The 12,586-nt window shown below is 56.8% G+C and carries 10 protein-coding genes and 1 pseudogene; 7 read left to right on the top strand and 4 right to left on the bottom strand.

Going from position 1 to position 12,586, the window contains the following annotated elements:
• The 4 genes from ABI171_RS14905 to ggt all read right to left on the bottom strand — a co-directional run.
• Positions 1 to 752: LysR substrate-binding domain-containing protein (locus ABI171_RS14905; protein WP_348093330.1), on the bottom strand; the 752-nt coding region annotated here is incomplete at its 3' end.
• 268 nt (positions 753 to 1,020) lie between these two features.
• Entirely contained in the window at positions 1,021 to 2,439 is a 1,419-nt protein-coding gene (locus tag ABI171_RS14900; RefSeq protein WP_348093329.1) for an FAD-binding oxidoreductase, read from the bottom strand.
• Between the two features lie 9 nt (positions 2,440 to 2,448).
• Positions 2,449 to 3,486, bottom strand: coding sequence for a DUF1338 domain-containing protein (locus ABI171_RS14895; RefSeq protein ID WP_348093328.1), 1,038 nt, complete (start codon positions 3,484 to 3,486; stop codon positions 2,449 to 2,451).
• Positions 3,487 to 3,672: 186 nt separating this feature from the next.
• Positions 3,673 to 5,403 carry a gamma-glutamyltransferase gene (gene ggt, locus ABI171_RS14890; RefSeq protein WP_348093331.1) on the bottom strand — a complete coding sequence of 577 codons (1,731 nt, stop codon included), beginning with the start codon at positions 5,401 to 5,403 and terminating at the stop codon, positions 3,673 to 3,675.
• Positions 5,404 to 5,854: 451 nt separating this feature from the next.
• Between ggt and recA the strand changes: the two genes are divergently transcribed.
• The 7 genes and pseudogenes from recA to ABI171_RS14855 all read left to right on the top strand — a co-directional run bounded on the left by recA (position 5,855) and on the right by ABI171_RS14855 (position 12,223).
• Entirely contained in the window at positions 5,855 to 6,973 is a 1,119-nt protein-coding gene (gene recA / locus ABI171_RS14885; protein WP_348093327.1) for a recombinase RecA, read from the top strand.
• Positions 6,974 to 7,203: 230 nt separating this feature from the next.
• Positions 7,204 to 7,665: a recombination regulator RecX gene (gene recX, locus ABI171_RS14880; protein ID WP_348093326.1), complete on the top strand. Its 462-nt coding sequence runs from the start codon at positions 7,204 to 7,206 to the stop codon at positions 7,663 to 7,665.
• Positions 7,666 to 7,949: 284 nt separating this feature from the next.
• Positions 7,950 to 8,528, top strand: a complete 579-nt coding sequence (locus ABI171_RS14875) for a DUF2889 domain-containing protein (RefSeq protein WP_348093325.1) — start codon at positions 7,950 to 7,952, stop codon at positions 8,526 to 8,528.
• Positions 8,529 to 8,590: 62 nt separating this feature from the next.
• Positions 8,591 to 9,763: pseudogene (gene sucC / locus ABI171_RS14870) on the top strand (ADP-forming succinate--CoA ligase subunit beta); the annotation flags it as partial.
• A 45-nt stretch (positions 9,764 to 9,808) separates the two neighbouring features.
• A complete protein-coding gene (locus tag ABI171_RS14865) occupies positions 9,809 to 10,096 on the top strand; it encodes a GIY-YIG nuclease family protein (RefSeq protein WP_348093324.1) in 288 nt (95 codons plus the stop codon).
• A 46-nt stretch (positions 10,097 to 10,142) separates the two neighbouring features.
• The gene (gene sucD / locus ABI171_RS14860) at positions 10,143 to 11,024 is read left to right on the top strand and encodes a succinate--CoA ligase subunit alpha (RefSeq protein WP_348093323.1); all 882 of its coding nucleotides are present in this window, start codon (positions 10,143 to 10,145) and stop codon (positions 11,022 to 11,024) included.
• 413 nt (positions 11,025 to 11,437) lie between these two features.
• On the top strand, positions 11,438 to 12,223 hold the full coding sequence (locus tag ABI171_RS14855; RefSeq protein ID WP_348093322.1) for a Stp1/IreP family PP2C-type Ser/Thr phosphatase: 786 nt from the start codon (positions 11,438 to 11,440) through the stop codon (positions 12,221 to 12,223).
• Positions 12,224 to 12,586: the final 363 nt, after the last annotated feature.

Genomic DNA, 12,586 nt, shown 5'->3' with positions numbered 1-12,586 from the left:
TGGCCGAGGGCGATTTCGGTTTCCACCAGAAATTTCGGCATCAGCGCCACGCCGAGACCGGCGGCGGCGGCCTGGATCACCATCGCCAATTGTTCAAAGCGCGGACCGGAGAGGGCGTCGGGACAGGCCACGTCGACATGATTGAACCAGTCCTGCCAGGCTTGCGGTCGGGTGGTGTGTTGCAATAATGTCATGTTGCTGAGGTCTTCGATGCGCTTGATTTGCTGGCTTAGCGCCAGGCTGCACACCGGCACCACCTCTTCACCCATCAGCCGCACCATCACCGCGCCCGGCCAGTTCGGTTCGCCGAAGTGAATCGCAGCGTCGACTGAACGATTGTTGAAATCGAAAGGCAGCACCTCGGTGCTCAGGTTCAGGATCACGTCGGGATGGGCTGCGGTGAATTTGGCCAGGCGCGGAATCAGCCACTTGATGCCGAAAGTCGGCAATGTTGCCAGATTGAGCACGCCCCCCGAATTTTTGTGCGCCATGACCTGGAAGGTCGCCATCTCGATTTCTTTGAGGATGACGGCCACCTGGCCGGCATATTCCGCGCCGGCGGCGGTCAGGATCAGACGCCGGTTGATGCGTTCGAACAGTTTTACGCCGAGATAATCCTCCAGGATCGCCGCTTGCCGGCTGACCGCGCCCTGCGTCATGTGCAGTTCGTTGGCCGCCTTGGTGAACGACAAGTGGCGAGCCGCGGTGTCAAATGCGATGAGGCAAGAGGTGGAGGGGATAAATCTGCGCATTTTTCTGGGTGCCGAATAGGTATGTACCGCCGTGCTTGTGGCAATGCTCGTCAATGAGCTTCTTGCCGAGCAAGCACTATACCAAATGCGTGAATTTTCAGCTTCAATAAAACCCCGGTCATTTCCGATCCCGTCATTCCGGATCGAGTCATTCCCGCGAACGCGGGAATCCACACTACTGCCCAAAATGGATTTCCGCGTTCGCGGGAATGACGGGGTCGGAAGTGACGCTGCTGAGTTTGTTCGAGCCGCTGCCAAGGGAGCACCCTTATTGCGTTGGCGCAAAGCGAGTGACTCCGAGTAAGTGCTGCGGATCGAACACGTTTTGCATGCGGCCGGCCAGCGCTAGCGCCTCAGGCGTCGTGTAACGCTCATAAAATTCCTGGTTGAACGGACCGACGCCATGTTCGGCGCTAAAGCTGCCTTTATATTTGAGCACCGCCAGATCGTAGATTTCCTGGCGCAAGGCGTTGATGCGCAATGGCGGGAAATCGGCGATCAATTGTTCGGGAATCGCCAGGTTGAAGTGCAAGCCACCATCACCCCAATGGCCGAAATCGAATACCTTGATGCCAGCGTAGCCATGTTCCAGCAGCGCCACTGCTTCCTGCCGGAAGGCACCAAGCTTGGAGCGCGGCACGGAGATATCGAAAGCGACTACCTTGCCCTCCTGGCGCACGCTGTCGCTGATCGCATGGCGGATGCGCCACAGTACTTCGGGTTTGTCGATCACGGCGTCCAGGATCAGGTCGCCGAAACAGCTTTCGAGCCACGCGCCGAACAGTTTTTCCAGGTCGAAATCGGCGCTGCGCGGGCGCGCCGAGCTGAGTTCGATCAGGAAGGCATACGGCGGCAGTGGTTCGAATGGGGCAGTTATACCTGGTACATGTTGCAGCACCGATTGCAGTGCATTTTGCGAGATGCCTTCAAATGCGCTGAGGAAGTCGGCGAAATTGCGTTCGGCATCGCGTAGCAGCAGCGCTGCCGCTTCCATGGATGGCGGCACCACCAGCGCAGTGGCGCTTTGCTGCGGTCGCGAGTGCACCTGCAATACCACCTGGGTGATGATGCCGTAGGCGCCGCCGGTGCCGATGAAGTTTTGCTTCCAGTCGGGGCCGGTGTTATTTTTGCGGAGGCGGTTGGTGAGGTCGAGCCGCTCGCCCGGCGGATCGATCAGCAGTGCTTCCAGCCCGAGCACATTGTGCCGCACATCGCCATAGCGGATCAGGCGTGCGCCGCCGGTATTCGCCGCCAGCATGCCGCCCAGCGAGGGATCGGCGCCAAGGTCGATAGGGAAAAACAGATCATGCTTTTCCAGCGCCTGGTTCAAATCCGACAAACGCGTGCCGGCATAAGCTTGCACCACGCGGTCGATCGGATCGATGTCGATGACGCCTTTGATGCGTTCCATGCTGAGCACCACATCGAGGCCTGACTGGTCTGGCGATGATGCCCCGACCAGGCCGGTATTCGCCCCTTGAGTGACGATGCGGATTTTTTCCTTGGCACACAGGCGCATCAGTTCGGCGGCCTCTTCGATACTGGCCGGACGCGCAATACAAAGGCTGCGGCCATTGCCGTAGCGGGCGCCGCGTTCGTAAGGCTGCCGTTGCTCCGGCTCAAGCAGGCAGCCCTGCGGGCCAAGCAGGTCGCTGATTTTTTGCTGGGTGAGGCTGATGTCGCTCATTTGTGATTGTCAGTTAGTCGCGGCTGTGGCTGAAGCGGTCATCTTGAAAATGCCTTGGGCGTTGCCGCTGTCGAAGGTCAGGTCGAGCTTGTGAGTCTGGCTGTCCTCGTCCAGGAAACGGTCGCGCGAAATGAACTCGTAAAACGATCCCGGCACCTTCATTTCGACCAGTTCGCCGTTCTCGTCGCGCATGGCGCGCGTGACGTTGCTGGCGCGGAAAGCCGTCTGGCGCACCCGGCCGTTGCGTGAGACCTCGATCTTTTCCTTGATGGCGCGGCCCAGTGCGCGTTGCGCATCGGCCACCTGTTCAACGTTCGGCACGCGATCAGTGGCGTGGTTGAAGGCATTGCCTTCCGTCGAAATCCAGGCCATTTCGGCTGATTCGGCAAGCAAGGTCTGGTAGTCGGCAATGCTGGGCAAGTCATGCTGGCGGTCGAAGCAAGCCACCAGCACCGGCAATAGTGACAACGCGTCTGCGACAGACAGGGTTTTGTCCGCGCCGAGCTGGTGTAACAAATGCGCCGAGTGCGAGTCGATAGGATCTTGCGAAGTCGCCAGGACTTTGTTGACGGCGTTCTGGAATCCAACCGAGAAATTATGCGGATGCAGTTCGCTCAGGAAGAACTGGGCGATTTCTTCAGGGTCATCCTCATGCGCATAGGCGCGGCCGGTCATGCTGATCCGCTGCAAGGGATAAATGCCGTTCACATGGTAGCCAAGCGGGCGCAGGATGCGGGTGAAGGCAGCTTCTCCGGCCGGCAGGGTGCCGGTGCTGATGCCCAGCACGGTGCGCAACGCGCCATGATCGAAGCGGATCTTGTTACCGGCGCGTACCGAATCCTGCACATAGTCATTCCCTTGCGGGACGGCTTTCAGCAGTTTCTCGAATAGCAACATGTTCAGCGCCTGGGCGATTTCGATGCGGGACACGGTGTCGGAACGCGGGCGCAGGGTGCTGGCGGGGATTTGCAGCAGATCGGATAGTTGACTGGCGTGTTCGGCGCCCAGCAGGGACGACAGCATGAATTGCAGGTTGGTGGTGGACATGCTTGCTCTTTATCGGAGGAGGATAGCGTCCAGTGTAAATTTGATTCGGGTAGGGATAAAACGATAAATACTATTGGATCAATGCGTTTTACTCATGGAAAGGGGTTTCGGCTTTTCACGGGGCGAAAAAAAAGATGGGCGCCAGGCACCCATCTTCATATCTTGCAGATAAAGCTGAAGAACGGCTTAGTAACCGATCGCAGCGCCGGCAGGCCGGCGTGTATCGTTGGCGCCGTAATACAAGCCCGGACGCACAACCCCCGAAACACCGGCATCGTTGCCTGAGCTGCTCCCGCTGACGCCGGCCGCGCCTGGCAAGCCGATCATGATCAGTTCAGCCGCGCCCCAAGGGGTTTGCTCTTTCATCTTGTAGCCCATGCCGTCGAGGATCTTCAAGGTATCCGGCGACAGGCCGCGGGTTTCGTAATACACCTCGTCCGGCAGCCATTGATGATGGATACGCGGCGCATCCACCGCTTCTTGCGGCGCCATGCCGTAGTCGATCACGTTCAACGCGGTTTCCAGCGTGATGGTGATGATCCGCGAACCGCCTGGCGAGCCAAGCACCATATAGGTCTTGCCATCCTTGGTCACCAGGGTCGGCGCCATCGACGACAGCGGCCGCTTGCCCGGCGCGATCGAATTGGTCGCGCCCTGCACCAGGCCGAACAGGTTCTGCACGCCGGCCTTGACCGTGAAATCGTCCATTTCATCGTTCAGGAGGAAGCCGGTGCCCGGCGCAACCACCACGGCGCCGAAGCGGCCGTTGATGGTGTAGGTGGTGGACACCGCATTGCCGTCCTTGTCGACGATCGAATAATGTGTGGTCTCAGGCTTCTCGTGCGGCGCCATGCCCGGTTGTACTTCTACCGATGGCGTGGCCTTGTCGGCGCTGATTTTCTCGCGGATCGAGGCTGCGTATTCCTTGCTCATCAAGCGTTCCAGCGGATTCTTGACGAACGCAGGGTCACCCAGGAAGGTATTGCGGTCCATATAGGAATGGCGCATCGCTTCGGTCATGTAGTGCACTGCCGACGCCGAGTGGAATCCCAGCGCCTTCATGTCATAGCCTTCCAGGATGTTCAGGATCTGGCACATGGTGGCGCCGCCGGAGCTCGGTGGCGGGGCGGAGACGAACACATAGCCGCGATAGTTGCACGACAAAGGCGCGCTTTCGCTGATCTTGTAGCCGGCAAAATCGGCTGCGGTAATGATGCCGCCGCCAGCCTTGGAGGCACGCTCCACTGCGGCCGGGATGGCGCCTTTATAGAAAGCGTCAGGACCGTTGCGCGAAATGGCTTCCAGTGTCTTGGCCAGGTCCTTCTGCACCAGGCGGTCGCCCGGTTGCAGCGGCGTGCCGTCGCGGCGCAGGAACAGGCGCGCCGATTCCGGATCTTTCTTGAACTGGGCGATGGTGGTGTCGAGAATGTCGGTGTCGCCGCGGTTCAGGATGTAGCCGTCGCGCGCCAGCTTGATCGCCGGTTGCATGACTTGGGCGCGGGTCAGCTTGCCGTATTTCTTTTGCGCGGTATCGAGACCCAGCACGGTGCCCGGGACACCGGCCGCCAGATAGCCAAACAGGCTGGCGTTGGTGATCGCCTTGCCGCTGGCATCCAGATACATATTGGCGCTGGCCGCAGCCGGCGCGGTTTCACGGAAATTGATAAACGTATCGCGGCCATCCGCCAGGTGGATCGTCATGAAACCGCCGCCGCCAATATTGCCGCAGCAAGGATTCACTACCGCCTGCGCGTAGCCGACCGCTACCGCCGCATCGATGGCGTTGCCGCCCATCTTAAGGATGTCGACCCCGACCTGCGACGCCAGATGCTGGGACGTCACCACCATGCCGTTCTTGGCCTCCACCGCAGGCGCAGATGCCGCCTGTACGCTACCCATCAAGCCCAGCAGCAGCATCGATGCCGCCAACGGTTTCATCAAATATGTAATACGCATACCTTCTCCCTTTTATTCGGGGCAAACTGCTGCCCCCAGCTTTGAATATGGCGCAACTGTCTGCACCGGCAGCGGAGCCGCTGCATGCACAAACAGGCGTCACGATTATTGCACTGCTCTTGGTCGCCCGGCTTGTCTTTTTACTTTTCCGGATGAGGATATGCTGATTAAGCATAATTTGCGCCCGCCGCGCCGCATTGGAATTCACCAGTTTCGGGCTTAAGTTCACGCCTAAAAATGGTTCTGACCGGGAAGATTCAGATATTCCGGGCTGCCGAAAGCGGCTTCTGCACATACAATATAGCGACAGGTTTTTTGGAAAAGTACGACAGTGCTTGCATAAATCACTGTTTTTTTATACAGTGCTACCTGAAGTCTCAAATATCTCACCACTTTTGTCGAAAGAGCAACCATGGACGATAAAAAATCCGCAGCCAACCCGGATAAAAGCAAGGCCCTTGCCGCGGCCTTGGCGCAGATCGAAAAGCAATTCGGCAAAGGTTCGATCATGCGGATGGACGACGGCGCCGTGGTCGAAGAAGTACAAGTTGTCTCGACCGGTTCGCTCGGCCTGGACATCGCACTCGGTGTCGGCGGCTTGCCGCGTGGCCGCGTAGTCGAAATCTACGGTCCGGAATCGTCGGGTAAAACCACGCTGACCCTGCAAACCATTGCCGAAATGCAAAAGCTCGGCGGCACCTGCGCCTTTATCGATGCAGAACATGCGCTGGATGTCGGCTATGCACAGAAACTGGGCATCAACCTGTCCGAGCTGCTGATCTCGCAACCGGATACTGGCGAACAAGCGCTGGAAATCACCGATGCGCTGGTACGCTCCGGCGGCGTCGACCTGATCGTGATCGACTCGGTGGCGGCATTGACGCCACGCGCTGAAATCGAAGGCGACATGGGCGATTCCCTGCCAGGCCTGCAAGCGCGTCTGATGTCGCAAGCGCTGCGCAAGCTGACCGGCAGCATCAACCGCACCAACACGCTGGTCATCTTCATCAACCAGATCCGCATGAAGATCGGCGTCATGTTCGGCAATCCGGAAACCACTACCGGCGGCAACGCCCTGAAGTTCTACGCTTCGGTGCGCCTGGATATCCGTCGTACCGGCTCGATCAAGTCCGGCGATGAAGTCATCGGCAACGAAACCAAAGTCAAAGTCGTCAAAAACAAAATCGCACCGCCATTCAAGGAAGCGCACTTCGACATCCTGTATGGCGAAGGCACATCCCGTGAAGGTGAAATCCTCGATCTCGGTTCCGATGCCAAGATCGTTGAAAAGTCGGGCGCCTGGTACAGCTACAACGGCGAACGCATCGGCCAGGGCAAGGACAATGCCCGTACCTACCTGAAAGAACGTCCGGAACTGGCGCGCGAAATTGAAAACAAGGTGCGCGCTTCGCTGGGTGTGCCTGAGTTGGGCGCAGCCAAATCTGACGCCGGCGACAAGAGTGAAAAAGCCGCCGCCAAGGCTGCAAGCAAAGCTGCGGCAGCAGCAACCAAGGCTGAAGAGCCGGTCTAACTAGATATGGCCGGTCGATTTATGACCGGCTTCAGCAAGAGCCAAGTTGGTTAGTCAAAGAAAACGCCTTCCATAAAACTCCGTGCGACGGATTTTTGGAAGGCGTTGTTGTTTGTAGCGATGCCTATAATAAGTAGTAATTAAATAGTACTTAATAACTAGCACTAAAAAACAGCGTTTCTTAGCTTCTTAACCAGCGGTATTTAACAAGCACTACTCAGAAAGCGGAGATGGCCAAACTGCAAATCAGCCTCAAGGGCAGGGCGCTACGCTATCTATCGGCACGCGAACACAGCCGCATGGAACTGGCGCGCAAATTATCGCGCTATGCGCAAGAAGGCGATGACATCGAAGCCTTGCTCGATACGCTGGAGGCAGCCAAGCTGTTGTCGCAAGCCCGTTTCTCCGAATCCCTGATTCACCGGCGCGCCCATCGTTACGGCAACAGCCGCATCCTCTCCGAATTGCAAAGCCATGGCATCGCCGCTGAAGCCTTGGTAGACATCAAAGCCGATCTGGCCAGCGGCGAAGTTGCGCGGGCTCGCGAAGTCTGGCGCAAGAAATTCAAGCAACCCCCGGCAGACGCTGCCGAACGCGCCAAGCAAATGCGGTTCTTGTTGCAGCGTGGCTTTTCCCATCGCGCCATACAGGCAGCGGTGAAAGGCGGTGATGACGACGCGGAAGATTGCTGAACCAGTAAATGTTTTGCGGGTTTTGAAATTTGCCATAAGGCGATGTAAAAAAATGCCGTCATTCCCGCGAACGCGGGAATCCATTTTTCGCTGTAATTTGGATTCCCGCGTTCGCGGGAATGACACCGCGGAGTTTTGATTCGAGCGTCATGGCTATTTTGCAACAGCCCATCAACATCGCTAAGCCTGCCAAGCTGTGCTACACTTTTGGGGTTTTTTGCAAACCGCAGGAGCGGCAGTTACCATAGAAACTGTGGTGACGACACGCAAATCAGTCCACCATTATGTCTCTGACACCACCTATTCCCCGCCGAGCATTGAAGCACTCCCGTACGATTCAGATCGAAGGATTTGTGCGCGATGACGGTTTGTGGGAACTGGATGCGCACCTGACCGATATCAAACCTTTTGATCTTTCTTTGCCCGCTGGAAATTTGCCTGCAGGCATGCCTTTGCACAGCCTGTGGTTAAGGCTGACGCTCGACCGCCAATTTACTATAGTGGAAGTCGAGGCCAATTCGGAAGCGGTGCCGTACCAGGGTTATTGCAATACCATCAACCCGGCGTATAAAACCCTGGTCGGCCTAAGCCTGGTCAAGGGCTTCCGTTATGCGCTCAAAGAGCGCATCGGCGGCGCTCTGGGCTGCACCCATTTGACCGAGCTGGCGCAAATCCTGCCGACCGCCGCCTTGCAGGCTTTTGGCGGCGAGATCGACCGTAACGCCGATCCTGAGGCGGGGCAGAAAAAGCCGCCCCAGCTCGATCGTTGTCATGCTTTACGTAGTGAAGGCGCAGTTGTCGCCAAATATTATCCGAAATGGGCAATCAGCCCATCAGCAGAAGCAGGCAAACAAACTCATTAAACGTACTTATTTTCGTTAGTATCCAACCAAGCAATTTCATTTAATTAAGTGTCAGAAGGGAAGCTCGCATGAAAATCCATGAGTATCAGGGTAAAGAAATTCTCCGCCAGTTTGGAGTAACAACACCGCGTGGCATCCCGTGCCTGAGCGTCGATGACGCGGTCAAGGCAGCCGAAACACTTGGCGGTTCGGTGTGGGTTGTCAAAGCCCAGATCCACGCTGGTGGTCGCGGTAAAGGCGGCGGCGTGAAAGTTGCCAAGTCGCTGGAACAAGTGCGCGAATATGCCAACCAGATCCTCGGCATGCAACTGATTACGCACCAAACCGGCCCTGAAGGCCAGAAGGTACGTCGCCTGCTGATCGAAGAAGGCGCTGACATCAAGCAAGAACTGTACGTCAGTATGGTCACCGACCGCGTCAGCCAACGTGTGGTGCTGATGGCATCCAGCGAAGGCGGCATGGACATCGAAGAAGTCGCTGCCAGCCACCCAGAAAAAATTCATCAAGTCGTCATCGATCCGGCTACCGGCCTGACCGACGCTGATGCAGACAGCATTTCGACCCTGATCGGCGTACCTGCCGGTTCGATCGCTGATGCGCGCGTCCAATTGCAAGGTCTGTACAAGGCATACTGGGATACCGATTGCTCGCTGGCCGAAATCAACCCGCTGATCGTTACCGGTTCCGGCAAGGTCATCGCACTGGACGCCAAGTTCAATTTCGATCCTAACGCGCTGTACCGTCATCCGGAAATCGTTGCCTACCGCGATCTGGACGAAGAAGATCCAGCTGAAATCGAAGCGTCCAAGTTCGACCTAGCCTACATCTCGCTCGACGGTAACATCGGCTGCCTGGTCAACGGCGCCGGTCTGGCCATGGCCACCATGGACACCATCAAGCTGTTCGGCGGCGAGCCCGCCAACTTCCTCGACGTCGGCGGCGGCGCCACGACTGAGAAGGTGACTGAAGCATTCAAGATCATGCTGAAGAACCCAAGCCTGAAAGCCATCCTGGTCAACATTTTCGGCGGCATCATGCGCTGCGACGTTATCGCCGAAGGCGTGATCGCTGCATCCAAGGCTGTTTCCCTGACAGTTCCGCTGGTGGTCCGCATGAAGGGCACCAACGAAGAAATCGGCAAGAAATTGCTGGCCGAATCCGGCCTGCCGATCATCTCGGCGGACAGCATGGAAGAGGCGGCGCAGAGGGTTGTTGCTGCGGCCAACGGTAAATAATCAAATTGACGTCATTCCCGCGAACGCGGGAATCCATTTTACGGAATGCAAAGCTACGTCTACATGATGTCGAACAGGTCGAGAGGTACGCTATATATTGGCGTGACTTCTGACCTGATCAAACGTAGCTGGCAGCACAAAGAAGCTTTTGTGGATGGTTTTTGCGAGAAGTATGGCTTGAAAACCTTGGTCTGGTATGAGATTCACGAAGATATTATCGAGGCGATCAAGCGCGAAAAACAGCTGAAAAAATGGAATCGGATGTGGAAAATTCATCTCATTGAATCCTCCAATCCGAGTTGGCAAGATTTATATCCTGGCTTATTGAACTAACATGGATTCCCGCGTGCGCGGGAATGACGGATTAAAAAGGAATCGTATGAGTATCCTGATCAACAAAGACACTAAAGTCGTCACCCAAGGTATTACCGGCAAGACCGGCCAATTCCACACCCGCGGCTGCCGCGATTACGCAAACGGCAAGAACGCTTTTGTCGCCGGCGTGAATCCGAAAAAAGCCGGTGAAGATTTCGAAGGCATCCCGATTTTCGCCAACGTTTCCGAAGCCAAGGCCGCCACCGGCGCCAACGTCTCGGTGATCTATGTTCCGCCGGCTGGCGCAGCAGCAGCAATCTGGGAAGCCGTCGAAGCTGAACTCGACCTGGCCATCTGCATCACCGAAGGCATTCCGGTACGCGATATGCTGGCGCTGAAAGACCGTATGGCAAAATCCGGCAGCAAGACTTTGCTGCTCGGTCCAAATTGCCCAGGTCTGATCACACCAGACGAAATCAAGATCGGCATCATGCCGGGCCATATCCACAGGAAGGGCCGTATCGGCGTGGTTTCGCGCTCCGGTACCCTGACTTATGAAGCAGTCGGTCAACTGACTGCGCTGGGCCTGGGCCAATCGTCGGCAGTCGGTATCGGCGGCGATCCGATCAACGGCTTGAAGCACATCGACATCATGAAGATGTTCAACGACGATCCTGATACCGATGCCGTTATCATGATCGGCGAAATCGGCGGTCCGGACGAAGCCAATGCGGCTTACTGGATCAAGGACAACATGAAAAAGCCGGTGGTCAGCTTCATCGCTGGCGTAACAGCTCCTCCGGGCAAACGCATGGGCCACGCCGGTGCGTTGATTTCCGGTGGCGCCGATACCGCGCAAGCCAAGCTCGACATCATGGAAGCCTGCGGCATCACCACCACCAAGAACCCGTCCGAAATGGCGCGTTTGCTGAAAGCAATGCTGTAATTGTCGTTAAACCGGTATCCGGCGTAGGTAAGTGGGGTCAGAGTATTTTTACGACAGTTTTACCGTCGAAAAAAACTCTGACGACAATTAAGGACGCCTCTAAAAACACCGTCATCCCCGCGAACGCGGGGATCCAAGTTGGTGATTAAGCTGGATTCCCGCGTTCGCGGGAATGACGTAACGAGGTTTATTCGCGTTCCCCTTAAACCGCTACGGAATGCAGACTTGAGCAAGGGAGCCACGGCTCCCTTTTTTCATTTATACACAATCACACGTTTTCCGTAGCTGTGGCATCCTGAAGGTCGGCTATTGCAGCGACCGCAATTTGTCTTGCCGTGCCCTGCAGAACCAAGGAAAATGCTTGTAATCCGGCAATCGCCTAATCTGTCATATTTTTCTCACCGAAGCTCTGAATGTCCCGACATATGCCGCTTGAGTTTGCCGCCAAAACGGATATTGGCATGGTGCGAGTACAAAACGAAGACACCGTCGTCGTCGATGATGTCTTGCAGCTGGCGATCCTGGCCGACGGCATGGGCGGCTACAACGCCGGTGAAGTCGCCAGCAGCATCGCCACCGTCGCCATCCAGGAAGAAATCGAAAGCCAGCTGCATGAGTACCGCCGCCTGCAAAAACCGGAAGCCGACATGCCGGCACGGCAGTGGCTGATGCAAGCCGTGCGCCAGGCCAACAGCACCATCATCAACGCCGCCCGCCGCGAGCCGGAATACCGCGGCATGGGCACCACCCTGGTGGTGGCCTGGTTCCAGCCCGAAGGCAGCGTCAGCATCGCCCACGTCGGCGATTCACGCGCCTACCGCATTCGCGACGGCCTGCTGGAACAGCTGACGCGCGACCACTCCCTTCTGCAAGAACAGATCGACGCCGGCCTGATCCGCGCCGAAGATGCGCAATTCGCGCTCAACCGCAATATCGTCACGCGCGCGGTCGGCATCGACTACCAGCTGGTGGTGGAAGTCCATCAGCATGAAGTCCAGCTTGGAGATCTTTATCTGCTATGTTCCGACGGCTTGTCAGACCGCATCGGCGACGGCGATATCAGCAACATCGTCAGCGACGCCCAGGGCGATCTCAAGATGGCATGCACCATGCTTATCAATGCTGCCAACCAGGCGGGCGGGCAGGACAATGTGTCAGTGATACTGATCAGTGTGCCTGAGGTATCCGATAACACCTGATTTCCGTCATCCCCGCGAACGCGGGGATCCAAATTACGTAATAAACTGGATTCCCGCGTTGGCGGGAATGATCCGGTCTGGAATGACCCGGTTGGAAGAATTCGCGAATTTTGAGTACGATTTCCCCAAAACAACATTAAACTAGGGGTTTGTTAAATCTTGTTAAATCCGCTGCTTGCATGGTTTGACCAACGCCAACACCAATAGCCGTGAGCCGATGCGCGGTATTGTTTTAATAACTGACTGATAGCGTTACCCGAGAGAGATAGGAATGGCGAAGATCATCCTGACCAAAGGCGGCACCGTAATACAAGAGATGACGCTCACCAAAGAGCGCACCACCATCGGCCGCCGTGCCCACAA

Origin of the sequence: Collimonas sp. (assembly GCF_039923675.1) — a bacterium.
In the GTDB taxonomy this organism is placed as follows: Bacteria; Pseudomonadota; Gammaproteobacteria; order Burkholderiales; family Burkholderiaceae_D; genus Collimonas.
This window is presented reverse-complemented; position numbering and strand designations above follow the sequence as displayed.

Excerpts from the sequence above, each read along its gene's own strand:
- ABI171_RS14855 (WP_348093322.1), top strand. The coding sequence starts at position 11,438 with ATGTCCCGACATATGCCGCTTGAGTTTGCCGCCAAAACGGATATTGGC.
- recX (WP_348093326.1), top strand. The coding sequence starts at position 7,204 with ATGGCCAAACTGCAAATCAGCCTCAAGGGCAGGGCGCTACGCTATCTA.
- ggt (WP_348093331.1), bottom strand. The coding sequence starts at position 5,403 with ATGCTGCTGCTGGGCTTGATGGGTAGCGTACAGGCGGCATCTGCGCCT.
- ABI171_RS14865 (WP_348093324.1), top strand. The coding sequence starts at position 9,809 with ATGCAAAGCTACGTCTACATGATGTCGAACAGGTCGAGAGGTACGCTA.
- sucD (WP_348093323.1), top strand. The coding sequence starts at position 10,143 with ATGAGTATCCTGATCAACAAAGACACTAAAGTCGTCACCCAAGGTATT.
- ABI171_RS14875 (WP_348093325.1), top strand. The coding sequence starts at position 7,950 with ATGTCTCTGACACCACCTATTCCCCGCCGAGCATTGAAGCACTCCCGT.
- ABI171_RS14895 (WP_348093328.1), bottom strand. The coding sequence starts at position 3,486 with ATGTCCACCACCAACCTGCAATTCATGCTGTCGTCCCTGCTGGGCGCC.
- ABI171_RS14900 (WP_348093329.1), bottom strand. The coding sequence starts at position 2,439 with ATGAGCGACATCAGCCTCACCCAGCAAAAAATCAGCGACCTGCTTGGC.
- recA (WP_348093327.1), top strand. The coding sequence starts at position 5,855 with ATGGACGATAAAAAATCCGCAGCCAACCCGGATAAAAGCAAGGCCCTT.